The organism is bacterium (assembly GCA_019912885.1).
In the GTDB taxonomy this organism is placed as follows: Bacteria; Lernaellota; Lernaellaia; order JACKCT01; family JACKCT01; genus JAIOHV01.
Window position 1 is genome coordinate 1 of the sequence record JAIOHV010000162.1, and the last position, 23,897, is coordinate 23,897.

The following is a 23,897-nucleotide window of genomic DNA, read 5'->3' on the forward strand; positions in this document are numbered from 1 at the left end:
CTGACGACGGGCAGGTGACGAAGGCCAAATATTGCTCGAATACATACGCGGCCGCGACGATGATGTCGGATGACCAGTCGTCGATGAACTGGCTCTACACGAACGGAACCGACGCGATTACATCGAGGATTTACGACGGACATATTTCCGCCGACCACGACGCCTACGCCCTGGGCCCCGACGACTCGCTTCATGCGGTTTATTATCGAATTAATCCTAGTCCCGCTTTCATTTACCTCACAAATACCGGCGGGCAATGGCGCGAAGAAATCATCGCGGAGGGCAAAAACGTAGGCTACTACCCGGACATCGCGATTGATTCCTTGAATCGACCACACGTCGCGTTTTGGGACCACAGCATAGGCCAAGAGAAATATGCCCACAGAACCGAATCGAACTGGCTAATCGAAAACATTGCTGGCGGTGCTGCGGCGAAGATCGCTTTGTTGCAGAACGACGCTCCTGTATTGCTGAAGACGGATAATATCTCGCTCTTGCAATTTAGCGAAAAAATAGGCAGCGCCTGGCATACGGAAGATATTGCAACTGGAACGACTGACGGTGCGGATATTGCGATTTCCGAAATCAATGACGTCCACATTGTGTTTCGCCGCGAGAAAAGTTTTTATCATGCTACGAAAAACAACGGGACGTGGATCGAAGATTTTCTACTCGACGTCGTAAGTACCAGCGGCAACGCGTCAGTAGCCCTGGATTCATTAAATCGTGTTCACGTCGCCGTTGACGATATTACCGGAGCCAATCGATTTATTTACTATTCGTCAAACCGAAGTGGCGCTTGGGATGCTTTTTCACTTCAACAAGTAATCGGGACTTCGGAGGAAGGTCATATCACTTTAGGCGCCGATGATACCGTTTACATATATACGAGTTCAACCAAGTTAGTTACAAACTGTACAGAACGTGCGATTAGCGGGGATGGCTTTAATTGGGAACGCGATTGGATTGATTGTGCCGATGCAGGCGTCTCTGATGCTTTTATTGCGTCCGATGGCAGTCATATTATCGCGGGGGCATCATCTGGATTAATACTATATAGCCTGCCGGGGATATGAGACGTGATTTAGCGCTAGCTAAAGGTCCGCGGCGTGTGGCCGGACTTCGTGAACAAGGGCACGGTCGTCGGATCGATCGAATACGACACCGCGTCGGATTTCGAACATGTCGGGTGCGTGGCGGTGGATTTCGACCCGGCCGCGCAGGCAAATCTGTACCTGCAATGGGACGAATGCCTCGATTTCGTCGAATCGACGGAGCGCGACATCACCACCGGAGGCCCGTACGACGGCGAAGGAACGCACCCCGAAATTCCGTTGTTCGTTGCCTTCAACGTGACTCCGGACGACTACGTCATAACACTGCAAGCCGACGGCGGCGCCGTCGAGGAATCCATTCCATTCCTTCCGGCCGGCGGCGCGGTCGTCCAGGACTTCGTCTTCATGGCGCCCGACTTCACGTCGAACCCGACCGGGACGTGGTGCACGGAGTGATCGCCAATGGGGAATGGCGAATCACGAATCGGGGAAATAGGGGACAGTCACCTATTATCAAATAAATGGAATAAATGGGGACGGTCACCTATTAAAGTTATCTTGTGATAATCGGAGCGCTGTCGAACCGGGCGCGGCGGGGCGTGCGTCTGTTGAAAAATGGCGTCGCGGATGAAACGACGCGGCTTTTGAAAGCTGTTTGCCGATGCGGAACCAGCCGCGCACCCCGTCCCGATCGGAGTCGGACGACGTTTGCTTTGCTGACGGCGCAGCCGGCGGCGCGGCGTTTGCCGCACGGTCGAGGGGGCCCGGTCTTCGACGCGTTCAGCTTCACGCCGGGCCAGTTCGACTTGGCGGTCGAGGCCGATGGCGAGACGAACGACGACACGATCTCGTTCATGCCCGCGGACCTCGCCGTGTCCCAGGTGAGCGTCTTCCGAACGCCGGTGCGTTCGGTGAACCCGACCGGGACGTGGCGCGTCGCCGCAACGGGGAGAGTGGCGTGGCGAGCGCGCCGTAACGCGGTCCTTCGCGCTTGACATAACGCGGGCATTCTGGCAAAAGCCCGCCGTTCCCAGTCCCGGGGCTTCAGGCCAAGCCCCCTTTCGCCAACGACGAGTCGCTCCTCGTGTTTAACGGAAACCGCGCCGTGTCGACATCCTTGTCGGTTGACCCTGACTATATCCGCGTGTTCACGGGCAACGCGCACCCGGAGCTGGCCAAGGCCATCTGCGACACGCTGCAAATCGAGGTCGGCGACGCGTACGTCTCGCATTTCGCGGACGGGGAAATCAACGTCGAGATCGCCGAGTCGGTGCGAGGCAAGGACGTCTACGTCGTGCAGCCCACCTGCCGGCCGGACGTGAACGGCTCACTCATGGAATTGCTCGTCATGCTCGACGCTTTCTCGCGCGCGAGCGCCGAGCGCATCACCGCCGTCATTCCTTATTACGGATACGCGCGCCAGGACCGCAAGGTCGCCCCGCGCGCGCCGATCACCGCGAAACTCGTGGCCGATCTTTTGACCACCGCCGGCGCGGACCGCATCCTGACGGTGGATCTTCACGCCGGGCAGATTCAGGGCTTTTTCAACATTCCCGTGGACAACCTTTACGCGACCGCCGAGATCTCGCGCACGCTCGAGAAGATGGAGGACGTGCTCGACGGCGATGTCGTGGTCGTTTCGCCCGACGCGGGCGGCGTGCGCCGGGCGCGTTATCTCGCGCACCTTCTGCACAACAACGCGGGCCTCGCGATCGTCGACAAGCGCCGCGCCAAGCCGGGGCAGGTCGCGCAGGTCAACATCATCGGCGAGGTCGAAAACAAGATCGCGATCCTCGTCGACGACATGATCGACTCGGGCGGGACGCTCGTGGCCGCGGCCGAGGCGCTGGCCGAACGCGGCGCGCGCCGGGTGTTCGCGCTCGGCACGCACCCGGTTTTCTCCGGCGACGCGGTGCGCCGGCTTTCGGAATCGAACATCGAATTGATGCTGGTCACGGACACGATTCCGCTTTCCGCGGAGGCGAAAACCGTGAACAAGATCCGTGTCGTGACGGTCGCGGGGCTCCTGGCCAACGCCATCGTCAATATCCATTGCGGCGGCTCGGTCAGCTCGCTGTTCACCGACATTCAGGTCATCAACTAATCCGCCGAACGGCCAATCCCGGCGGGGAGACGACATCATGGCGATCTACGAACTACATGCGGAACGCAGGGACGAAAAGGGCAAGGGCGCCGCGCGCCGGTCGCGCCGCGCCGGCCGGATTCCCGCCGTGGCCTACGGCGGCGACATCACGCCGACCGCGCTTTCGATGGACGGCGACGAATTCGTCAAGTTCACGCGCAAGCACAACGTGAGCACCGCGCTCGTGCGCCTTTCGGTGGACAACGGAGGCGAGCTGGCCGGCAAGGTGTTCATCATCCGCGACTTGCAGGTTCACCACATCACGCGCGACCCGCTGTCGATCGACCTTTTGGCCATCGACCTCGCCAAGCCGATCGGCGTCACCGTGCCCGTCATCTACGAGGGCGAGGCCGCGGGCGTGAAACTCGGCGGCGTCGTGACGCCCATCGCGCGCGACATCGAGGTGAGCTGCCTGCCCACGGACATCCCCAACGCGATTCATTGCAACGTGTCGGCGCTGGAACTTGGTCAAACCTGGTACCTGTCGGACCTCACGCTCCCGGAAAAGGTCGCACTCGCCTCGCCGGCCGACGCGCCGCTGATCGCGTGCGTCATTCCCCGCGCAGTCGAGGAGAAGCCGGCCGAGGAAGCGGGCGAAGGCGCCGAAGGCGAGGCCGAGGGCGAAGGCAAGGCCAAGCCGGCCGAGGGCGGCGGGGAATAACCCCGCGCGTGGCGCGGCGGCCCGTTCGTCTCCGGAGTTTCTCGTGAAGTTGATCGTCGGGCTCGGCAATCCGGGCCCGGCCTACGAATCCACGCGACATAACGCGGGGTTCTGGATCTGTGACATCATCGCCGAACGCATCGGCGCCGCTTTTTCGGGCCGGAAGTTCGACGCGGATATCGCGAACGGGCGTATCGCCGGCGACGCCGCGCTGCTCCTGAAACCGCGAACGTTCATGAACGTTTCCGGGCGCGCGGTTCGCGCGGCTGCCGCGTTCTACCGCGTCGCGGTGGACGACATCCTGGTCCTGCACGACGAGGTGGACCTCGCGCCCGGGCGTATCCGCGTCAAACGCGGGGGAAGCGCGGCGGGGCACAAGGGGGTGTTGTCGATCGCGCAGGATCTGGGCGACGAGGGCTTTTACCGCCTGCGCCTGGGCGTCGGCCGGCCCGACAATCCGCGCGTCGAAACGGCGGATTGGGTGTTGATGCGCCTGTCCGCGAAGGAGCGCCGCCTGTTCGATACGCCGATCGAACGCGCGGCGGACGCGGCGATCATGTTGTTCGAGGAAGGTCTGGCGGCGACGCAAAACCGGTTTCACGCTGACTGACCCGATGGCCCAAACGGGCCGCCGGGTTTCGAGATTTCGTTTGTCGATATCCCGCCAGGCGGGATAAGGAGGATCCGATCCATGGGTGACTTTCTTGGGTTTTTCGGCTGGATCCTCGGTGTGGTGGGTCTTGCCGCGGCCTACAAGGTCTATAACCGCATCCTCGAGGCGGATGCGGGCACGGACCATATGCGCGGCATTTCCGACACCATCGCCGAGGGCGCATCCGTCTTTCTGAAACGCGAATACCGCGTGCTCGCGATCTTCGGGCTCGCGGTGTTTGTGCTGCTTGCGGTTTACCGCGACTTGTGGACGGCCGTCGCGTTCATGGCGGGCGGACTCTGCTCGGTGGGAGCGGGATTTGTCGGCATGAAGGCCGCCACCAAGGCCAACGTGCGCACCGCGCAGGCCGCGGCCACCAAGGGCGCGGGCGAGGCGCTGGCGCAGGCGTTCGCCGGCGGCAACGTCATGGGACTCATGGTCGCGAGCCTCGGGCTTTTCGGCCTGGGCCTGTTTTTCCTCTACCCCGTGTTCGCGTCGAACACCCTGGAGAATTTCTCCGCGTTCGCGAGCGTCATCGGCGGCTTCTCGATGGGCGCCAGTTCCATCGCGCTTTTCGCGCGCGTGGGCGGCGGCATCTACACGAAAGCCGCGGACGTCGGCGCCGACCTCGTCGGCAAGGTCGAGGCGGGCATCCCCGAGGATGATCCGAGCAACCCCGCCGTCATCGCGGATAACGTCGGCGACAACGTCGGCGACGTGGCCGGCCTCGGCGCCGACCTGTTCGAATCGTACGTCGGCTCCGTCGTTGCGACATTCGTCATCGCCGTTTATCGCGGCGGCGATGTCATGGGCTGGATGACCCTGCCGATCGTCCTCATTTCCGTCGGCCTTATCGGGTCGCTGTTCGGCTCGCGCATGATCGACAAGCTCAAGAACCAGGATCCGGCCTCGGCCCTTCGCAAGGCGACCTGGTATGCCGGCGGCGTTTATCTCGTCGGCGCGCTGGCCGCGTGCGTGCTGCTGCTTTGGGATTCGGGCCAGATGTGGCACGTGTACGGCGCGGTCGTCGCGGGGCTCCTGTCCGGCGTCCTCATCGGCGTCCTTACCGAATACTACACGAGCGGAAAGCCGATTCACGCGATCGCCAAGGCTTCCGAAACCGGTCCCGCCACGAACATCATTTCGGGCTTCGCGATCGGGCTTGAATCGACCGCCCTGCCGGTCCTCGTTCTGGCCGCCACGATCTGGGTGGCCTACTCGCTCGGCGACCTCTACGGCATCGGCATCGCCGGCGTCTCGATGCTGGCCACCGTCGGCATCACCATGAGCGTGGACGCCTACGGCCCCGTCGCCGACAACGCCGGCGGCATCACCGAAATGGCCGGGCTTGGACCGGACGTCCGCAAGATCACCGACAAGCTCGATTCGCTCGGCAACACCACGGCCGCGATCGGCAAGGGCTTTGCCATCGGCTCCGCGGCGCTCACCGCGCTCGCGCTGTTCGCCGCGTTTTTGCGTGCGTCCAACATGCAGGTCATCGACCTGTCTCTCATGAACAATCACGTCATTGTCGGCCTGTTCATCGGCGGCATCATGCCGTTCCTTGTCGGCGCCATGACGATGAAAGCCGTCGGCCGCGCCGCGGCGTCCATGGTCGCCGAGGTGCGACGCCAGTTCCGCGAGATGCCGGGCTTGAAGGACGGTTCGCAAAAGCCCGATTCCGCGCGCTGCGTCGCCATTTCGACCGACGCCGCGATCCGCGAGATGATCCTGCCCGGCTTGTTCGCGGTCGCCGCGCCGGTCATCGTCGGCTTCACGCTCGGCAAGGAAGCCCTCGGCGGTTTTCTCGCGGGCGCGACGCTCGTCGGCGTGTTCCTGGCGCTGCTCATGGCCAACGCCGGCGGCGCATGGGACAACGCGAAGAAGCTGATCGAGGAAGGCCAGTACGGCGGCAAGGGTTCCGATACGCACAAGGCGGCGGTTGTCGGCGACACAGTCGGCGATCCCTTCAAGGACACGAGCGGCCCGGCGATGAACATCCTCATCAAGCTGATGTCGGTGGTCGCGCTGGTGATCGCGCCGTTGTTGTGATATAGACGGCGAAAATCCGGCGGGGGAGCGGGCCGCTCCCCCGATTTTCTTCCTTGCTCCGGCGCCTATGGGGGGCTCCGGGGCCGAACGACCAAAAGGGGGACCCGTGCGAAAGTACGAGTTGCTATACGTTTTGCGTCACGATTCGCCCGTCGAGGCGACGCACGCGGCGATTGAAAAGCTGACCGGCACGATCACCGGCCAGGGCGGCGAGATCCTTCTCCACGAAAGCTGGGGCAAGAAAAAACTCGCCTACGAGATCAAGAAGGCGGCCAAGGGCATCTACCAGCTCACCACCTTCGCCACCGAACCCGACAAGATCACCGAGCTCGAGCGCGTCGCGCGCCTCAACCCCGAGGTGCTCCGCTGGCTGACCGTCCAGCTCTCCGAGGAGGACATCGTCCTCGAAACGGAGAAAGAGCATTACTCCAAGGTCACGCCGAAGATGGTGCCGATCGACGGCGAGGAAGCGCCCGCCGCCGGCGAGGATGGCGACGGCGAACCCCGCCGCGGCCGGGACCGTGATCGCGACCGCGACCGTGACCGTGACCGTGATCGCGACCGCGACGACGATGACGATGACAGGCCGCGCCGCCGCGCGAGCGCCGAGCCCGATAAGACCGGGGACGCCGCGGGCACGGATGACCACATCGATACGGAAATGGACGCCGATGACGATGACGAGTCCGATTCCGGCGCCGAGGAAGACGGCGAGGACGCGGATGAAGGCGACGAGACGGAGTGAGCGCGCGAAAACGGCGGGAGCATCGACATGGCGAATTTTAATCGCGTGATTCTGGTCGGAAACCTCACCCGCGATCCCGAAAAGCGCGTGACCGACGGCGGCACGACGATCGTGAACATGGGGCTCGCGGTGAACCGCCGCGTCAAGCGCGGGGAGCGGTGGGAAGAGGAGGCGAGCTTTTTCGATATCGTCGTCTTTGGCACCACCGCGGAGAACTGCGCGAAGTATCTCGCGAAGGGCCGTCCGATCCTTGTGGAGGGCGAGCTGACGCAGCGCCGCTGGGAAGCCAAGGACGGAACGAAGCGAAGCAAGGTTGAGGTCGTGGGAAACACGATCCAGTTTCTCGGCTCCCCGCCGGGCGCGCGGGGCGAAGGCGGCGAAAAGAGCGAGCGCGTCAGCGACGAACCGCCGCCGTTCGACGACGAGGACATTCCCTTTTAACGTTTGGATGGGCGCGTCCCGTGACGGGCGCGCAAGGAGTTCGATATGGTCATGGCCCGTTCAACGACGCAGCGCCGCCGGCGCGCGCTGCAAAAGCGTCGCGTGTGCCGTTTTTGCGCGGACACGACGATCGTGATCGATTACAAGGAATCCAAGCTGTTGTCGCAGTTCATCACCGAGCGCGGGAAGATCATTCCGCGGCGGATTTCGGGTAACTGCGCGAAACATCAGCGCGAGATGACCTTGGCGATCAAGCGCGCGCGGCAGGTGGCGTTGTTGCCGTTTGTCAGCTCGACGCTCAGCGGATAACGCGAACATCCGATGACGTCGGCGATAGACGTCGTCGTATCGCTCGCCATCATCGTGATGGCGATGACCTTCCCGGCCTCCATCGTTTTGATGGAGATGCGGCGGGGACGCGTCGCCGCCTGGGCGCTGCTGCTGACGTTCGTGCTGATTTGCCTTGGCATCGGCGGCGCGGGATTCGCGGCCTACACGCTTGCGGTCTTCATCGCCTCCGGCCCGGGCCTGGCGTACGGATTCGCGCGGTTCGATCGCGTGGAGGCGGTGTTTCTGGCCGGCGCGGCGATGGCCCTTGCCGGCATGGTTGTCTTGGCCGCGGTCGTCGCCGCGGGCATGGGGCTGACCGCGGGCGACCTCGCGAGCGTGGTCGACCTGGTCGAAGCCAATCGCGCGTTGATCTTTGAACAATATGGGATCGGAATGCAGGCTGACACGGCCGCCGACGCCGCGCGCATGCAGGGCGTGCTTCAGACCGCCGTGCTGGTGACGCCAGGCGCGAACGTCGCGCTCGCGTTCATCACGGCCTGGCTAAACCTGATGATCGCCGTGCGTTTTGGCGAACCGGGCCGGCCGTTTCGCGGCGCGCTGGATTTTTCCGCCTGGTCGGCGCCCGAGCCGATGGTCTTCGGCGTGCTTCTGCCCGCGGTCGGCCTGGTGATGTCGCGCGACGGAATGGTCACCGCCGTCGCCGCGAACGTGCTGATCGTCGCGATGACGCCGTTTTTCTTTCAGGGCGCGGCGATCGTCAGCCACGCGATGCGGCGCATGCGTTTCTCGCCCGGCCTGCGCTTTTTGACGTATGCCTTCGCGCTTGCCTTCATGGGCGCCATGCTCGTGCCCGCGCTCGCGACGATGGGCGTGCTCGATATCTGGCTGGATTTCCGGCGCCTTCGGCGGGCGCCGGCGGTGAAGGAAGAGCCGCCGGAAAAGGACGGGGAAGGAGACGCGTGACGAATGCGAAATGCGGAATGAAATCGCATCGGCACACGCCCTTCCCAACGTGTCCATGAGGTCCATTCGTTCCATCGTTTCTATTTTGTCCGTGTTTGTTTTTCGAACGTTTTATCCGTGTTTGTTTTGAAAACCGGAATATCAGCAACGCAAAGGGCCGCCTTCGGGCGCGCCATCTCGAGGAGGAACGCATGAAGGTCATCATGCTGGCGGATGTCGACACGGTGGGTCAGATCGGCGACGTGGTGAACGTCGCGGCCGGATACGCGCGGAACTTTCTGCTGCCGCGCAAGCTCGCCGCCGAGGCGACCGAGCGCTCGGTCAAGAACCTGAACCACCAGAAGCGCGTGGCGGAAGCGCGCCGCAAGAAAGAGGTCGCGGGCGCCGAGGCCGTCAAGCGGCGCATCGAGACGACGCAGATCCACATCACCGCGAACGTCGGCGAGGAAGACAAGCTCTTCGGCTCGATCGGTACGCGGGACATCGAGGAAGCCCTCGCCGCGCAAGGCGTCGAGATCGACCGCAAGCGCATCGTGCTCGACGAGCCGATCAAGCGCGCCGGCGTCCACGAGGTGCCGATCCGCCTGGGCTACGATGTCATCGCCACCGCGCGCGTGCAGGTGGTGAAGGCCGAGACGCCCGAAGCGTAAGCGACGCTCGGGCGACCGCTCGCCGGGTCCGCGCGGAAGCGGAATCCGGTACGATCCATGAACGCGGCGGCTCCATCGGATGCCGCCGCGTCGTCATTCCCGGGATCGGGCCTCGAGAATCGCAAGCAAAACGGCGGTCGGATAAACATCCACGCCATGCCCGGCGAGATCCTTGTCGTTCGACCAGATCGGCAAATCGAGCGTCATCGCGAGCGCGAGAACGTGCGCGTCGTCGGGATCGCGCGCGTCGATGGCGCGGCGAGCCTCCTCCCATTTCGAGGCGTATTCGTTTCGTTCGTGAATCCGAATCGTCAGGGTATTCCAGTTCAAAGTCGCGCGATCGATATCGACCGCGTACTTGGAAGCCACCGGCGCCAAGTACTTTTCGACCTCATCGCAGGTGAAACGACACGAATGGGTTGTTATTCGAAATTGCGAAAAAATGCGTGACGCCGCGCGACCGGCAGCCGCCGCCAAAAGGACGTTAGCGTCCGCGACGACGCCGGCGAAATTCTTTGATGTCGGCAAGGATCTGCTCGTCCGTGATCGTTATTCCGGCCGCATCGCTCTGCGCCCGCAGGCTTTCGCTAAGCAATCGGATCAGATCCCTCCGGACATCGTCGGGGAGCCGTTGCGGATCGCCGATCGGATAATAGACACCAGTCGGTTTCCCGTCCTTTGTGATCAAAATGGGCTTCTCCGCCGGCAGGTCCAGTTCGATTTCGTTTTCGCCGCGCGTGGCGATTGATTCCTTGGTACTCATGATGCACTCCCGCGCTTGAGTATGCTCGCAGGCCATTTACCGCGTCAACGCAAAACCGCGGCGGCGCCGTCAAGCGCCGCCGCGGTTATTTGATCGCATTTTCGACCCGCTCCCTTACGGTTGCGGTTCGTACTTGAGTCGATGCCCTTCCGGTCTAACGGTCGCGGTTCCAACCGGTCGGGTTGCAGGCGCAGGGTGTCGCGTCCGCACGCGGCGATTACGACGCCTTCCCGTCTCTCAGCCTTTCAGCCTTCCAGCCTTCTTTTAGCACCCGCACCCGCCGTCGCCGTCGTCGCTGTCGGCGCCGGTGCGGCCGAACTCGTCGTCATCGTCGTCGGGAACGTTGGGCGATGTGTCGTCGTCGTCCGTGGCGTCGTCGTCGGCGAACGCATCGTCATCGTCATCGTCGAAATCATCGTCATCGTCGAAATCGTCGTCGTCATCGCCGCCGCCGATGAACGCCGTGCCGGAGATGATTTCGCCGCTGTCAGCCGCGAGCAGCCAGTCAAACCCGTCGGTCGCCGAGTCGTCGGTTTGCGCGCGGAAGTTGAAGTCCAGGAACTCGCCTTCCTTGATGTCGCCGAAGCCCGCCGACGTCGATCCGGCCGAGTGCATCCAGACGATGCCCCAGACGCCTTCGTCGTCCTTGGCCGCGTCGACATCCCACGTGCCGCCGTGCAGCGCCTGCGGCGGATCCAGATCCAGCACGAAAAGATTGTACCCCGCGCTCGGCATGTACATCTCGACCTGCTCGACCCACCGGCGCGTCTCGCTGGGCGTCGTCGTGTTCTCCACGCGAAACGCGAAGTCGTAGAGCGAATCCGGCAACATCGCGATCGGGATCAGGAAATTCACGTCTCCCTCAAAGTCGTTCTGCGCGAAGGCGGGCGCCGCGGAAAACGCGGCGATCGCGCAGGCGACGATCAAAATGGAACGCATCATCACATCCTCACTGGTCAGGGGGTGGTGATCAACTCGAGATCGCCGAAGATCCCGAGGTAATCGTCATATAGCCCGAAGGCCGAAGTTTCCACGATGGGGAAGGCGAAGCCCTCGAACACCGGCAGCGGAATATCCTGCAGCATGTTCGAGATCAGAGGCAACGCCAACTCCACCACGAACGGAATCAGTTGCTCGATAAGCCCGTACGGGAAATAGATGAACTGGCTGTCGTACACGTCCACCGCGACCGTGGGTTGCCCGAAGATGAGCGAAAGCGCCTGCGTGTCGGTGTCGATGTCGATTGAGAGCGGCACGGTGATCCCCGCGGCCACGCCGAGCGCGTTCACCGGCGACTCGCCGTCGGGAATGACCTTCAGGTCCATCAGCAGATCGCCGATCTGAAGCTCGAGGCCAAGGCCCCCGTCGTCGCTGAAGATGACGACGGGCGGAAGCTGCGGATCGAGCCAGAACTCGATCGGCGCGTCCGGGTACAGGTCCGCGAGCCCCGGCAGGAAAAAGGCCAGATCCGTCGTCGTCAGATCCCACTGGAAGCCCTGCTCGTCGGCGAACTCCTCGTTGATGTGGATCGTGATCAGTCCCGCGCGGAAAAAGCGATAGAGCATCTGATTGATGAAGTCGTCGCCGAGGGCGACGCCGAATCCGTAAAGCTGATTCCCTACGGGCGTGCGCATATCGAGCGTCGGCAGCGCGCCCGCGGTGAACAGGCTCCCGCCGATATCGCGCGTGTCGGGATCGACCGTGTCCGCCGTGACGCGGCCGTCGATCCAGATCGTGCCGCCGTCGACGTAGAAATCCACGTCGTTGAAATCGAATTCGAAATTGTAGTTCACGCCCTCGATATCGGTTGCGAACGACAGATCGAGATCCGCGAACAGATCGTCGAGAAGGTCCGCCACCTCGCCCTCCAGCAGATCGGAGACGAGCTGCTGCATGAGCGATTGCAAAAGCGCGATGATCGGCGCGCTGTCGATGCCGTTCAGCACGACCGTTAGTTGCGCGAGGCTCACCGTGAAGTTGTCGAGCGAAACCTCGAGCGTGTCGGAGACGATGTCGATCCCGATGTCCGCGCCGGCGGTGATGGTGCCGGATATCTCCATCGTGAACCGCGCCGGCGCGCCGCCGCTGTACGAGATGTCAATGTAGCCGTCCATGTCGATGCCGGAAATCGCCGCGTCAAAGCCGAGACCGCCGACTTGCGGCTGCAGGTCGATCGTCGGCGAACCGAAGTTGAACGTGGTGAAATCGCCGACCACGTAAAGTGCGTCGCCCGGATTGCCCATGACAAACGGCAGGTAAGGATCGAGCAGTTCGGTGATGTCGAGCTCCCCGATCGCCTCGGCGACGAATTCCTCGATCTCCGTCAGGCCGCTGTCGTTGATGCGCACGCCGATCACGCCCTCGATCATCTCGTCATCCGGCAAAAGCTGGCCGCGCATGACGGAGATGTTCGCCTTCGAGGTGTTGTCGAAATCGTCGATCGCGATCGCCTCGATGATGTTGACGCCCCATTCAAGCGACCCGACCACGTGCGTGAACTGGCCCGTCGGCCCGACCACCACATTCTGATCGTTGATCTTGAAGCTTTTGAGCGCGCTTTCGTTTTCGGTCACCACGCCCTGCACGGTCACGCCGGAGGAGCCCGTCACCGATCCGCGCTCCGGGCTCGTCCACGCGATGGACGGCTCGCGGTTGTCGTTCACCTGCACGTCTTTCGTGTCGAACAGGAACGTGTATTGCGCCTTCACCTTGAACGGCGTCGTTTTCGCCTTGTTGAAGGTGATCGTGTTCCCGTTCACCACCACGCCCGTCGTCGGGGTCACCGTCAGCGTGATGGCGCCGTCGATCTCGTTGTCGAACAGGTCCGTGACCTTCGCGCTCCAGGTAATCGACTGCCCCGCGTTGATCGTGGCCTTGCTGATTGTCAGCACCACCTTCGCCGGCTGCCCCGGAATGACGTTGCAGTCCTCGTTATCCTTGATGCTCGTGCCCTGCACCGTTCCGGTGATCTTGTGCGAGCGCGCCTTGGTCATCGTGACGATGTTGCCGTTCACCGTCACGCCCGCGCTCGGGAACACGGTGTAAACGACCAGGAAGCCGTCGAGCGCTTCGCCGCCCGCGTTTTTCACCGTCGCGTTCGCGATCACCGGTACGCCCGCGACCGTCTCGGTCGTCGACAAAACCATATCCACCGACGCGGGGATGAGATCCTTCACCTCCACCGTTTCCGAATCCGAAAGCACGTCGCCCTTGTACGTCGCCGACGCGGTGATCGTGTACGAGCCCGTCTGCGTGAACGTGAAGACATCGCCGTTGCGCGAAAAGCCGCTGTTTGGCGAAACCCCGTAGGTATACGTCAGGTTCACCGGCGCGCCGTTTTCGTCATAAATCGTCACCGAGGCCGTCACCGACTCGTCCGGCTGAACGAGATTGTCCGAGACGGCCAACTCCAGATACGGATCGTCGATGAACACGTCGAAATTCGAGGTTTTCACGGTCGTGCCGTCGGCGTTGGTCGCCGCCACGCGGAACTGGTGCGGCCCCGCCGTGACGCCGTCGATCTTGCCGGTGATGTCGAAGTCATAGCCGTCTGCCGTGGCTCCGCCCTGGTCCTGCACGATCGAAAGCAGGCTCGTGACGTCCACGCTGTCGTAATACGCGCGCACGCTCCCGAAATCCGCGTTCTCGGCGCGCGCTTCCACCGTGATCTCGTGCGTGTTGTAGGTCTTGCCCGACTCCGGCTTTGCGATCGTGACGACCGGCGGATCGGAATCGTCGTCGCCGGTGTCGTCGTCACTGTCGTCGTCGCTATCGTCGTCGTCATCGTCGTCGCTATCGTCGTCGTCGGTGTCGTCATCCGTCGCGTCGTCGTCGCTCGCGTCGTCGTCGTCCGCGTCATCGTCGCCGGCATCGTCGTCGTCACTCGCGTCGTCGTCGAAATCGTCGTCGCCCGCCGCATCGTCGTCGTCCGGATCCGGCGCGCCCGTTCCGTCGTCATCGTCGCCGCGCGCGGAAGGCGTCGAGGCACCCGACTCCCCGCCGCCGCAACCCGCCGCGCCAAGCGACGCCGCGAAAAGCGCGATCAGCATCGCCGCGAATAAAACACGCATGCTCGCGCGGGCGCGATCGGATACCGGATTTGTCATCGCTTCAACTCCAGGGATTTCGCGCAGCGGAAGCCGTCATCGTGAAACCGGATCGTCGACGCGTCGTGCGCATGCATCCCGTATCGTTCGTGCGACCAACCCGAATAATACCAGCACTCCGACCCCGGCGGGTCCTCATATTGGTCCGTGTTCGATTCAAATCCGTTGGTGTACCCGCCGGCTACCGTCTTGACGTTCGCGTTGGCCGGGCATTCCGGATTCCAGTCGGTCGCGGTCCATTCAGAGATGTTGCCGACCATATCGCACGCCTCCCAGCACACATCGTGAAGGCAGTTCTCGTAGCAGCACGCGCCTCCGGGATAAGCCGCCCACGGCATTCCGACCAGGCAGGTGTTGGTCTCATCGAACTCGTCCGAGCCCCACGGCCAGATCACGCCCTCGTGCCCCGAATACGCCGTCTGCCACTCCGCGATCGTCGGCAGGCGCTTGCCCGCCGCCTCGCACGCGTGCTGGGCATCCTCCTGCGAAATGTCCACCCACGACCATACGCCCGTCCGGCTCGTCGCGGGCGGCGGATCGGTCTCCTGGCTCCAGTGCCAGCTCCCCCAACTGCTCTCCGTCGCGTCGGGCTGCGACGCCTCGTAGATGTCGATGCAAAAATCGTCCACGACCGCCGTTTCCTCGATCGTCACATCCGGACCGCCCCAGCGCGTGCCGTGATTCAGCACCACCGTCTTGCCGCCGGGAACGAACGACATGCCCTCCGGGCATTCGGATGTTGCGTCATCGTCGGCATCGTCATCGTCACTGTCGTCGTCGGCGTCATCGTCCGGGGTGTTGTCGTCGTCATCGTCGTCGTCACTCGCGTCGTCGTCCGCATCGCCGTCCGCATCGTCGTCCGCATCGTCGTCCGACGCGAAATCATCGTCATCGTCATCGCCGTCATCGTCGTGGGCGTCGCCCGTCGGATGATCGAGCGTCGCCACGTCGTCATCTTCCCCGCAGCCACAACCCGCGCTGGTCGTCGCGGCGATCAATAGCGCGAACGCGCCGGCCCACGCGAACGACTCCGCGCCGATCATTTGACCCCCGGCGTCGCCGCGCAGCGGAAGCCGTCATCGTCATAACGCACCGTCGTCGCGTCGTGCCCATGCATGCCGAACCGGCGCTGAGCCCACGTCTCGGCCGTCCAGCAGCCTGAACCGACAGGGTTCTCGTACTGGCTGTTGTACAGGCGCGGATCCTGCGCGTTGCCGCCGGCCACGATCTTGTGCGTCGCGTTCGCGGGACATTCCGGATTCCAGTCTGTTGCCGTCCATTCCGAAACGTCGCCCATCATGTCGCACGTCCGCCAACACGTATCGCCCCTGCAATTCGTGAAGCAGCACGCACCCGTCGGGTACGGCTGAAACGGTACGCCGGATAAGCACGTGTGCGTCTTGTCGTACACGTCCGTGCCCCACGGCCAGAGAGCGCCGTCATGACCCGAAAACGCGGTCTGCCACTCGACGAGCGTCGGCAGGCGCTTGCCCGCCGCGGCGCATGCGCGGGAGGCCTCGTCGTGCGAGATCACCACCCACGGCCGCACGCCCGGCCGGCTCGTTGCGGGCGGCGGCGGCGTCCCGTGGTTGGGATGCCAACTCCCGCGGCTTACATCCGTCGCATCGGGCTGCGACGCTTCGTGGATGTCGATGCAAAAATCGTCCACCGTCGCGATCGCCTTCGTCACTTTATCACGCCCGTCCCAATGTTCGCCGCTGTAAGTCACGATTGTCTCGCCGCCGGGAACGAACGCCATTCCCTCGGGACACCGATCGCCGCCGCCGACCGCGTCGTCGGACGCGGTGTGGATGGCGCCATCATTTCCCCGGTTGTCATTGCGATCGTCCGCGACGCCGTCCCGTGCGTCGAGCGTCGCGAAGGCGACGTCACCCTCCCCGCAACCGCAATCCGCCGAGCCGGACGACGCCGCGACCAACGCCACGAGAGCAAACGCGCTCGTGATCAAAATCAAACCCGCTGCGTCGATCATCGATCCCGCCCCGGCGTCGCCGCACAGCGGAAGCCGTCGTCGTCGTACCCGATGCGCGATGCGCTATGCCCGTGCATCGAATACCGGGCCTGTCCCCACCCGGTGGCTTTCCAGCATCCCGATCCCGGCGGGTCCTCGGCTTGCGCGTTCGGCGAATCCGCACTGTTCGTGTAACCGCCCGCGACGATCATGTGATCCGCCTGCTCGGCGCAGTCCGGGTTCCAGTCCGTGGCGACCCACTCCGACACGTTGCCGGCCATGTCGCACACCTCCCAGCACATGTCTCCACGGCAGTTCGTGTAGCAGCACGCGCCGGTCGGGTACGCCTGAAACTCCACGCCGACGCGGCAGGTGTTGGACGTATCATAGGCGTCCGATCCCCAGGGCCACCGAGCGCCATCGTGCCCGGAGTACGCCGTCTGCCACTCGGCGAGCGTTGGAAGCCGCTTGCCCGCCGCGGCGCACGCGCGCTCGGCGTCGGAGTGCGTGACGAGCACCCACGGCAAGGCGCCCTCGCGGCTCGTCGCGGCAAAAAGACGGTCGCCGGAGATCGTCCCGCGGCTGTCCGCCGTCGCGTCGGGCGCCGACGCCTCGTATTTGTCGATGCAGAAATCGTCCAAGGCTACCATCTCGCGATGCACGCCGCCCCAGCGGAGCCCTGCGTACAAAACGACGGTCTTGCCGCCGGGAACAAACGCCATGCCCTGGGGGCACGCGCGCGGCGCGGCGTTATCGCCCGCCGCGATCAGGAAAACGATGAAGGCCGCGATGGGCGCCAACGAAACCAGGCCGATGCGCCATGCCGCCCCACGCCCACGCGCCATGAAATCCGGTACCCTCCCGCGCAACGCACTCGCCGCGCGCGCCATCGGCGCATCCGGGGACCGCCGAACGCCTCCTGAGCGTCGCCGAAGGTTCGGCAACGACGGCTATCAGCGCCCGCTCACACGACCCGCGTGCGGCCCGCAAACATGCCGCGATTGCCCCGTCGAAACGACGTCATAAAAAACGGCTTATTATACGAAAAATTCGCGCGTTACGAAACAACAACCCGGGCCGCGCCCAATCGCTTGGTGATGTCAGTGCCGCAAACGCCGTCGCGCCGGAGCATAAGCGAAGGCGGACGGAGTGCGCGGTTTGCGCCGGCCAGGCAATAACCAATCGCTTGGCGATGTCAGTGCCGCAAACGCCGTCGCGCCGGAGCACGAGCGAAGGCGGACGGAGTGCGCGGTTTGCACCTCCCAGACAATAACCTTGCGCCACCGTCCGAGCCGCAAACGCATCGAGACGATCAGTATATCTGAGCCGGGCTCGCGGACTTTTCCCAACAAGCCCAAGAGCCGAAGGAATCCGCCCCGGCCGGATTGATCCCCGGTCCGCGGCGACCGTTTTTTGGGGGCCATTTTCGCGCCGCCCCCAGACGTCAACCGGCCGCGCCTTGTGGCGCGGCCGGTGTGGTTTTCGGTCGTCGTTTCGAAGCGGGCGGGCCGCCCGCGTTCCCAGGCTAGAAGTGGTACCCGAACCCGAGGCCGAACGTGGGGCCGAAGGTCTGGAACGCGATATCGGCGCGGCAATATAGGTTGTCGTTGATGAGGAACAGCCAGTCCGCCGAAACGTGAATGAGCGGCCAGACGGGGATGAACGACTTGCCGTTATCTTCCGCTTCCGGCTGGATCTGGTCTTGCGTCAGGTCTTCCTCGTTCACATCGCCGAAGCCGGTCTTCGTTTCGTAGTCGAACTGCTTGATCTCGCCGTAGCGGAACGCGATGCCCGCGCCCACGCCGGGATGGAAGATCACCCGCTCGTGCACGGGGACGTCGAACCAGACATCGACCGACGGGCCGAAAAAGCCGCCCGATCCCGCCTCGACGAACGTCTGGTCGATCGGATCGTCGCCGTCGACGCGCCAGATGCCGTCTTCCGAGATGTTCATGACGTAGTTCCAGAGCGTGCCGGTGATGCGGAAGACGCCGAAATCGTAACCGCCGTACGCGCCCAGGTGCCACATGGTCACGTCGGGATGCTCCTCGTAAACCATGTCCACCATCGTGTTGAACATGTTGTAGCCCGCGCGAACGCCCGTGACCGCGCCTGCCTTGTCGTTGCCCGCGACACCCGGCGCCGCCAGAGCCAGCACCAGCGCCAACGCCCCGACGACCCGCACGATTTTCGACCTCGCCATGGATCGCTCCTCCGGATGAAAATGGGAATTCGCGTGCGTAGCACGTTTTAAGGGGCTTGAATAGCCTGGAAGTCTGAAAAGGCTGGAGGGCTGGAAGGTCGCCGCAAGTCCCTGCCGCTGCCCGTGCCCAAAGAAATAGTCTGGAAGTCTGAAAGGTCATCGCAAGCACCGCACGCAAAGGATCGGCGCCCCGCGCTGCCCGGCCGCAAGCGCGCTCGCGTGATTGCGATGGATTCAATCCTCAATCCTCGATCCTCAATCCCCCCTGCCCGTACCCGCCGCGTTCTGGACTTTTTTCCCGCGTTACCCGAACCTGACGCGCCGTTTGGGGGGGCCGGGTTTGCCGCGCACGGGCATCGTTCGACATCCTTTGTTTCTCGAGCACAAGGCGCCGCCGGGGCATCCGGAGCGCGAGGCGAGGCTTGCGTCGATTTACCGCATGCTCGACGCGCCCGACATGGCCGGACGCTTCGAGGCGATCGAGCCGCGCCCGGCGACGCGAGAGGAGATCGAGGCCGTGCATATTGGCGAATACATCGATCGGGTCGAGGCGGCCGACGGCGTCTCCACGAACTTCGATCCCGATACGTACACGTCGCCGAAATCGGTTGACGCCGCGAGGCTCGCCGCCGGCGGGACGATCGAGGCCATCGACGCCGTTCTCGACGGCCGACTCGACAACGCGTTTTGCCTGCACCGCCCGCCCGGCCACCATGCGGAACGCGACCGCGCGATGGGTTTTTGCCTGTTCAACAACGCGGCCATCGGCGCGGCGCACGCGATCGCGCGCGGCGCGAAGCGCGTCCTTGTCTTTGACCCCGACGTGCATCACGGCAACGGCACGCAACACGTCTTCGATCGCCGCGCGGACGTTCTTTACATCAGCACGCACCAGTACCCGTTTTATCCCGGAACCGGCGCGTTGACCGAAACCGGCATCGACGAGGGGCGCGGCTTCACCGTCAACGTGCCGCTTTCGCCCGGTCACGGGGACGGCGATTTCGCGGCGATCGTGGACGCGATCGTCGTGCCGATCGGCCGCGCGTACCGGCCCGACCTCGTCATCGTGTCCGCCGGTTACGACATCCACGAGAACGATCCGCTCGGCGGCATGCGCGTGACGGCCGCAGGCTACGGGCGCATCATCGAACGCATGGCGCGCCTCGCCGGCGAGGTGTGCGGCGGCAAGATCGTGCTTGTGCTCGAGGGCGGATACGACCTTCGCGGGCTGACCGACTCCGTGAAGGAGAGCTTGATTGCGCTCGCGGACGGCGACGCCGAACCATCCGCCGCGCCCGATCCGCTGATGCCGCAGCATCTCGAACACGTACTCGACAAGGTGCGCCGGGTGCAGGCGCCCTTCTGGCCACAGGTGGCGTGATGGATTTCGAATCGTACATCGACGCCCACCGCGCGCGCGTGGACGCGTATCTGCGCGCGTACATCGACGGCCGTTGCGGCGAGGACTTCGCGTATCTGAAGGAGTCGATGAGTTACTCGCTGCTCTCGGGCGGCAAGCGGTTGCGCCCGGTGATCCTGCTCGCGTCGTGCGAGGCGTGCGGCGGCGACGCCGCGCCGGCGATGCCGTTCGCGGCGGCGTTCGAGATGATCCACACGTTCAGCCTCATCCACGACGATCTGCCGTCGATGGACGACGACGACATGCGCCGAAACAAGCCCACAAACCACAAGGTCTTCGGCGAGGCGCACGCGATCCTGGCCGGGGACGCGCTCCTGACCGAGGCGTACCGCATGATGAGTGATCCCGCCTTGTACGCGGGGCTGCCCGCGTCGATCGGCCTGACCGTGATGCGCGAGGTGGCGGACGCGGCCGGCATTTGCGGCATGGTCGGCGGGCAGAGCCTGGACCTGTTGACCGAAAACAAGTCCTACGACGAGGCCACGGTGCAAAAGATTCACGCGTGCAAGACGGCGCGGTTCATCGCCGCGGCGACGGTGGCGGGCGCGCTTGTCGCCCGCGCGGACGAAAACGCCGTCGCCGCGCTTCGCGCCTATGGCGAGCGCGTCGGCCTCGCGTTCCAGATCATGGACGATATCCTGAACGAGACGGGCGAGTCCGGCCGCACCGGAAAGGCGGTCGGCTCCGACGCGCGAGCCGGCAAGGCGACCTACCCCGCGCTTGTCGGCATCGACGAATCGCGCCGCCGCGCGGCGGAATACGCGCGCGAGGCCAAGGGCGCGCTCGCCCCGCTCGGCAAAGTCGCCCGGCGCCTTTCCGAGATCGCCGACTTCATCGTCACGCGCGACAGTTGACCGATCGGAGCCGCGAGAGCTTGTCCTTGGCGCGAGCGACGGATCAGGGAGCGGGTGGTCACGAACCGGCGCGCATCCGGCGGTACACGGAGCGCACGGAGAAGACACGGAGGACACGGAAGGGTGCCGCGCTGTCCGTTTCGGTTGGGTCCATGATGTCCATTCCGTCCATCATGTCCATTTCATAAACGCAATATTTTTACCCCAATAAACGCGCTGCCCGCCCCGCCAGCACGAACGCATCCGCGCGCGCGAAATCCGCGATGAGCGCGGCGCCTTTGCCGTCCGCGATAGCGCATGAGATGCGAAGGCGCGTTGCGCCGACGTCCACCGCGTCGGCGAGATCGATCGCCTCGTGTGCGCCAACGAGCTTCGTGACGCGCTCGCCGACTTCGCGCGGCGACGACGACGCAAAGGCGGGGTGCGCATCGCGGAAGACCGCGCGCGCATCGGCGTCGGGCGAAACGAGAAGCGCGTGCGCCGCGAGATCGGGAACGAACGCACGGGCGAACCGGATCGCGGCAACCGCGTCCTCGCCGGTCAGCACAAGCACGAGGGTCTCGCGCGCCGCGTCGATGAGATGCGCCGGACGGAACCGATTCGTACGCGCGATGGCCGCCTCGCGCCGCCACGCGGCGATGCGCGCCGCATCCCCCGAACGCAATACGTCCGGCACCGCTTGGCCTTCCCACTCTTCCGGCCGCGTGTAGACCGGCGGCGCGAGCCCGGCCGCGAAGCTGTCGGCCGCCACGTTGCCTTCCTTGCCGACGACGCCGGGTTGGAGGCGCGCGACGGCCTCGATCACGGCGAGCGCGGCGATCTCGCCGCCGGTCAGCACGAAATCGCCGATCGAAAGCTCGCCGTCGCAGCACGCCTCGATGACGCGCTGGTCGATGCCCTCGTAGCGTCCGCACACGAGGATGACCCCGCTTGCCGCCGCGAGACGCCGCGCGACGGCGTCGGTAAACGGCTCGCCGCCGGGCGATAGCGCGAGGACCGGCGCACCCGGCACGCGCACGCGCATGTCGCGAATCGCGGCCGCGAGCGGTTCGGGACGCAGCACCATCCCCGGCCCGCCGCCGAAAACCGTGTCATCGACCGTGCGGTGTTTGTCCGTCGTGAATTCGCGCGGGTTGGCGGTTTCGATCGCCACCAGGCCGCGTTCGATCGCCCGACCAACGACACCCGGTGGGCGCGCGGCACTAAACCATTCGGGGAAAAGCGTGACGACGCCAATACGCATGGGCGGGAGATTCGCACCGGCGTGCCTTACGGGCAAGAAGCAAGGCAATAAGGCAGTAACGAGTGACGAATGACGAGTAAAATCGCTGTTCAACAGAAAAGCTGACGGCTGATGGCTGAAAGCTGCGAGCTGACGGTTGGCGGCTAATCGCTGACGGCTAACGGCCGACCGCCGATCGATTTTTAGTTTTCGCTCCGGGGCCGCACGCGCTCGACGCCGCGTTTTAACATGCGCACGCGGTTGCCCTTGTCGTTGTATTCGAACTCGTCGAACAGCGCGTGCGCCAGCAGCACGCCCCGGCCGTGATGCAGCGTGAAGTTGGCGTCGCGCTCGGATGCCAGGCGCGCCCGCCAGTCGAACCCCGAGCCCTCGTCCTCGACGACGCATTCCCACACGTCCCCGTCAATCGACATGGAGATGCGCGCGCGGCGGTCGCGATACGGCGTCATGCGCGCGCGTTTGACGAGAAAGGTGTTGTAGTCATGCACGGATTCGAGCCTCGACTTGTATTCGTGCCCGAGTTCCAGGTTGCCGTGTTCGATCGCGTTCAGCACCACCTCGAGCACGCCGACCATGAGATCGCCGTCGTCGACGCCCACCAGCGCGAACAGGCGGTCGAGCACCTTGTGCGCGGCCGGAAGGTCGTTATCGAGTCGAAGCTCGATGCGATCCGTAACGGCCAGTTCGGCCAGGTCACCGGCGGTCGGATGCGCGCGCAGCCAGGCAAGCCTTTCCAGCCGTTCCATGACGCAGGTGAGCTCGCTCATTTCAAAAGGCTTGAGAAGATAGTCCACGACGCCAAGGCGCGCCGCGGTGATCGCGCGTTCCTCGGTGCTTTCACCGGTCATCACGACTGCCGGGACTCCGGGGTCAATCTGCCGGATCTGCCGGAGAAACGCCAATCCGTCGGTCCGGGGCATCACGATATCCGACAAGACGGCGTCAGGGCGCGCCTCGCGAAAGCACGCAAGGCCCTCCTCGCCGTCGCCGGCCTCGATCACCTGGCGCGCGCCCGGCATGAGCGTCCGCGCGACGAGCCGCCGGATCATGGCGTCGTCATCGACGACCAGCACCTTGTGAATGCGAAACGGATTCATAGAGCGTTTTTCAACCCCTTGCGTGTTATCGGCTTTTTGCGCGTCTGGCTAAAGAGCGGAATTTGCGCGGTCTCTTTCCTCTTTCCTCTTTCCCCTTTCCTCTCATCTATTCCGTCATCACGCGCCATATCGAATATCGATGCAGCGGCGTGCGTCCTGGCGGGGATCGCCACGCGAGACGCAGGCGGTCGCCGTGATTTTCGCGGAAGTGGAAGAACATCTCGTCCCACGCCTCGAAAATGACAAGGTGCGTGCAACGGTCCTGCTCGATGAGACGCCAAAGCGCCGCCTCGTCGTTCGCCTTGTGTGCCGCAACAACACGCGCGTCCGTCAGGCCGACGAGATCGAGAATTTTCGCGTCCGTGAAAAACGTCAGCGCGCCGATGTCATGCGCGGCGACGCATTCGCCTTTCGGCACGTTCTTGGCCACCCATGCCGCCGCGGGAAGCACGGCGCGCCGCGTCTGCTGAAGATCGCGCTCGAAGTTCGCAAGGCTGCGCGGCGCCTCCCACGCGACGTTGCCCATGCAAAGCGCGACGAGCGCGATCGCCGCGACGCGATGACGGCGCGCGGCCTTGGTCCCGTC

Annotated in this window: 25 protein-coding genes; 14 read left to right on the forward strand and 11 right to left on the reverse strand. The window is 64.2% G+C overall.

Annotated features, from left to right (window positions below; all coding sequences use genetic code 11):
• The 12 genes from K8I61_14210 to rplI form a co-directional block, all read left to right on the forward strand.
• Positions 1 to 1,076, forward strand: a 1,076-nt coding sequence (locus K8I61_14210) for a hypothetical protein (protein ID MBZ0273188.1), incomplete at its 5' end; no start/stop codon positions are given.
• 48 nt (positions 1,077 to 1,124) lie between these two features.
• On the forward strand, positions 1,125 to 1,511 hold the full coding sequence (locus K8I61_14215) for a hypothetical protein (protein MBZ0273189.1): 387 nt from the start codon (positions 1,125 to 1,127) through the stop codon (positions 1,509 to 1,511).
• Between the two features lie 287 nt (positions 1,512 to 1,798).
• Positions 1,799 to 2,050, forward strand: a complete 252-nt coding sequence (locus K8I61_14220) for a hypothetical protein (protein ID MBZ0273190.1) — start codon at positions 1,799 to 1,801, stop codon at positions 2,048 to 2,050.
• A gap of 122 nt (positions 2,051 to 2,172) precedes the next feature.
• The gene (locus K8I61_14225; GenBank protein MBZ0273191.1) at positions 2,173 to 3,159 is read left to right on the forward strand and encodes a ribose-phosphate pyrophosphokinase; all 987 of its coding nucleotides are present in this window, start codon (positions 2,173 to 2,175) and stop codon (positions 3,157 to 3,159) included.
• A gap of 37 nt (positions 3,160 to 3,196) precedes the next feature.
• Entirely contained in the window at positions 3,197 to 3,859 is a 663-nt protein-coding gene (locus K8I61_14230) for a 50S ribosomal protein L25 (protein ID MBZ0273192.1), read from the forward strand.
• 43 nt (positions 3,860 to 3,902) lie between these two features.
• The gene (gene pth / locus K8I61_14235; GenBank protein MBZ0273193.1) at positions 3,903 to 4,469 is read left to right on the forward strand and encodes an aminoacyl-tRNA hydrolase; all 567 of its coding nucleotides are present in this window, start codon (positions 3,903 to 3,905) and stop codon (positions 4,467 to 4,469) included.
• Between the two features lie 81 nt (positions 4,470 to 4,550).
• On the forward strand, positions 4,551 to 6,563 hold the full coding sequence (locus K8I61_14240) for a sodium-translocating pyrophosphatase (protein ID MBZ0273194.1): 2,013 nt from the start codon (positions 4,551 to 4,553) through the stop codon (positions 6,561 to 6,563).
• 106 nt (positions 6,564 to 6,669) lie between these two features.
• The gene (gene rpsF / locus K8I61_14245; GenBank protein ID MBZ0273195.1) at positions 6,670 to 7,308 is read left to right on the forward strand and encodes a 30S ribosomal protein S6; all 639 of its coding nucleotides are present in this window, start codon (positions 6,670 to 6,672) and stop codon (positions 7,306 to 7,308) included.
• Positions 7,309 to 7,335: 27 nt separating this feature from the next.
• A complete protein-coding gene (ssb, locus tag K8I61_14250; protein MBZ0273196.1) occupies positions 7,336 to 7,749 on the forward strand; it encodes a single-stranded DNA-binding protein in 414 nt (137 codons plus the stop codon).
• 45 nt (positions 7,750 to 7,794) lie between these two features.
• Positions 7,795 to 8,058 carry a 30S ribosomal protein S18 gene (rpsR, locus tag K8I61_14255; GenBank protein ID MBZ0273197.1) on the forward strand — a complete coding sequence of 88 codons (264 nt, stop codon included), beginning with the start codon at positions 7,795 to 7,797 and terminating at the stop codon, positions 8,056 to 8,058.
• 12 nt (positions 8,059 to 8,070) lie between these two features.
• A complete protein-coding gene (locus K8I61_14260; protein ID MBZ0273198.1) occupies positions 8,071 to 9,003 on the forward strand; it encodes a YybS family protein in 933 nt (310 codons plus the stop codon).
• Positions 9,004 to 9,194: 191 nt separating this feature from the next.
• Entirely contained in the window at positions 9,195 to 9,653 is a 459-nt protein-coding gene (rplI, locus tag K8I61_14265; protein MBZ0273199.1) for a 50S ribosomal protein L9, read from the forward strand.
• Positions 9,654 to 9,746: 93 nt separating this feature from the next.
• Here the strand turns inward: rplI and K8I61_14270 are convergent, their stop codons facing one another.
• From K8I61_14270 to K8I61_14305, 8 genes are all read right to left on the reverse strand, one after another.
• Positions 9,747 to 10,181 carry a PIN domain-containing protein gene (locus K8I61_14270; protein ID MBZ0273200.1) on the reverse strand — a complete coding sequence of 145 codons (435 nt, stop codon included), beginning with the start codon at positions 10,179 to 10,181 and terminating at the stop codon, positions 9,747 to 9,749.
• A complete protein-coding gene (locus K8I61_14275; GenBank protein ID MBZ0273201.1) occupies positions 10,138 to 10,416 on the reverse strand; it encodes a hypothetical protein in 279 nt (92 codons plus the stop codon). The genes K8I61_14270 and K8I61_14275 overlap by 44 nt, the downstream gene beginning before the upstream one ends.
• A 264-nt stretch (positions 10,417 to 10,680) precedes the next feature.
• On the reverse strand, positions 10,681 to 11,355 hold the full coding sequence (locus tag K8I61_14280) for a hypothetical protein (GenBank protein MBZ0273202.1): 675 nt from the start codon (positions 11,353 to 11,355) through the stop codon (positions 10,681 to 10,683).
• 17 nt (positions 11,356 to 11,372) lie between these two features.
• Positions 11,373 to 14,486 carry a hypothetical protein gene (locus K8I61_14285; protein MBZ0273203.1) on the reverse strand — a complete coding sequence of 1,038 codons (3,114 nt, stop codon included), beginning with the start codon at positions 14,484 to 14,486 and terminating at the stop codon, positions 11,373 to 11,375.
• 32 nt (positions 14,487 to 14,518) lie between these two features.
• Positions 14,519 to 15,565 carry an SUMF1/EgtB/PvdO family nonheme iron enzyme gene (locus K8I61_14290; GenBank protein MBZ0273204.1) on the reverse strand — a complete coding sequence of 349 codons (1,047 nt, stop codon included), beginning with the start codon at positions 15,563 to 15,565 and terminating at the stop codon, positions 14,519 to 14,521.
• On the reverse strand, positions 15,562 to 16,515 hold the full coding sequence (locus K8I61_14295; protein MBZ0273205.1) for a formylglycine-generating enzyme family protein: 954 nt from the start codon (positions 16,513 to 16,515) through the stop codon (positions 15,562 to 15,564). Before K8I61_14295 ends, K8I61_14290 begins: the two co-directional genes overlap by 4 nt.
• Positions 16,512 to 17,339, reverse strand: a complete 828-nt coding sequence (locus K8I61_14300; GenBank protein ID MBZ0273206.1) for an SUMF1/EgtB/PvdO family nonheme iron enzyme — start codon at positions 17,337 to 17,339, stop codon at positions 16,512 to 16,514. The genes K8I61_14295 and K8I61_14300 overlap by 4 nt, the downstream gene beginning before the upstream one ends.
• A gap of 680 nt (positions 17,340 to 18,019) precedes the next feature.
• Complete coding sequence (locus K8I61_14305; protein ID MBZ0273207.1) at positions 18,020 to 18,697, reverse strand: hypothetical protein; 678 nt, start codon at positions 18,695 to 18,697, stop codon at positions 18,020 to 18,022.
• Positions 18,698 to 19,037: 340 nt separating this feature from the next.
• On the opposite strand from K8I61_14305, the gene K8I61_14310 reads away from it, so the two are divergent.
• Both K8I61_14310 and K8I61_14315 read left to right on the forward strand, forming a co-directional pair.
• Positions 19,038 to 20,078 (forward strand): histone deacetylase, encoded by a 1,041-nt coding sequence (locus K8I61_14310; protein MBZ0273208.1) that lies wholly within the window; start codon positions 19,038 to 19,040, stop codon positions 20,076 to 20,078.
• A complete protein-coding gene (locus tag K8I61_14315) occupies positions 20,078 to 20,971 on the forward strand; it encodes a polyprenyl synthetase family protein (protein ID MBZ0273209.1) in 894 nt (297 codons plus the stop codon). Before K8I61_14310 ends, K8I61_14315 begins: the two co-directional genes overlap by 1 nt.
• A gap of 199 nt (positions 20,972 to 21,170) precedes the next feature.
• Here K8I61_14315 and trmD read toward each other — a convergent pair whose 3' ends face one another.
• From trmD to K8I61_14330, 3 genes are all read right to left on the reverse strand, one after another.
• Positions 21,171 to 22,214 carry a tRNA (guanosine(37)-N1)-methyltransferase TrmD gene (gene trmD / locus K8I61_14320; GenBank protein MBZ0273210.1) on the reverse strand — a complete coding sequence of 348 codons (1,044 nt, stop codon included), beginning with the start codon at positions 22,212 to 22,214 and terminating at the stop codon, positions 21,171 to 21,173.
• 182 nt (positions 22,215 to 22,396) lie between these two features.
• The gene (locus K8I61_14325) at positions 22,397 to 23,311 is read right to left on the reverse strand and encodes a response regulator (GenBank protein ID MBZ0273211.1); all 915 of its coding nucleotides are present in this window, start codon (positions 23,309 to 23,311) and stop codon (positions 22,397 to 22,399) included.
• 106 nt (positions 23,312 to 23,417) lie between these two features.
• Positions 23,418 to 23,897 (reverse strand): hypothetical protein (locus K8I61_14330; protein MBZ0273212.1); only part of this gene is annotated, 480 nt, incomplete at its 5' end.

Excerpts from the sequence above, each read along its gene's own strand:
- K8I61_14230 (MBZ0273192.1), top strand. The coding sequence starts at position 3,197 with ATGGCGATCTACGAACTACATGCGGAACGCAGGGACGAAAAGGGCAAG.
- K8I61_14240 (MBZ0273194.1), top strand. The coding sequence starts at position 4,551 with ATGGGTGACTTTCTTGGGTTTTTCGGCTGGATCCTCGGTGTGGTGGGT.
- ssb (MBZ0273196.1), top strand. The coding sequence starts at position 7,336 with ATGGCGAATTTTAATCGCGTGATTCTGGTCGGAAACCTCACCCGCGAT.
- rpsR (MBZ0273197.1), top strand. The coding sequence starts at position 7,795 with ATGGTCATGGCCCGTTCAACGACGCAGCGCCGCCGGCGCGCGCTGCAA.
- K8I61_14260 (MBZ0273198.1), top strand. The coding sequence starts at position 8,071 with ATGACGTCGGCGATAGACGTCGTCGTATCGCTCGCCATCATCGTGATG.
- rplI (MBZ0273199.1), top strand. The coding sequence starts at position 9,195 with ATGAAGGTCATCATGCTGGCGGATGTCGACACGGTGGGTCAGATCGGC.
- K8I61_14275 (MBZ0273201.1), bottom strand. The coding sequence starts at position 10,416 with ATGAGTACCAAGGAATCAATCGCCACGCGCGGCGAAAACGAAATCGAA.
- K8I61_14280 (MBZ0273202.1), bottom strand. The coding sequence starts at position 11,355 with ATGCGTTCCATTTTGATCGTCGCCTGCGCGATCGCCGCGTTTTCCGCG.
- K8I61_14285 (MBZ0273203.1), bottom strand. The coding sequence starts at position 14,486 with ATGCGTGTTTTATTCGCGGCGATGCTGATCGCGCTTTTCGCGGCGTCG.
- K8I61_14290 (MBZ0273204.1), bottom strand. The coding sequence starts at position 15,565 with ATGATCGGCGCGGAGTCGTTCGCGTGGGCCGGCGCGTTCGCGCTATTG.
- K8I61_14295 (MBZ0273205.1), bottom strand. The coding sequence starts at position 16,515 with ATGATCGACGCAGCGGGTTTGATTTTGATCACGAGCGCGTTTGCTCTC.
- K8I61_14300 (MBZ0273206.1), bottom strand. The coding sequence starts at position 17,339 with ATGGCGCGTGGGCGTGGGGCGGCATGGCGCATCGGCCTGGTTTCGTTG.
- K8I61_14305 (MBZ0273207.1), bottom strand. The coding sequence starts at position 18,697 with ATGGCGAGGTCGAAAATCGTGCGGGTCGTCGGGGCGTTGGCGCTGGTG.
- K8I61_14315 (MBZ0273209.1), top strand. The coding sequence starts at position 20,078 with ATGGATTTCGAATCGTACATCGACGCCCACCGCGCGCGCGTGGACGCG.
- trmD (MBZ0273210.1), bottom strand. The coding sequence starts at position 22,214 with ATGCGTATTGGCGTCGTCACGCTTTTCCCCGAATGGTTTAGTGCCGCG.
- K8I61_14325 (MBZ0273211.1), bottom strand. The coding sequence starts at position 23,311 with ATGAATCCGTTTCGCATTCACAAGGTGCTGGTCGTCGATGACGACGCC.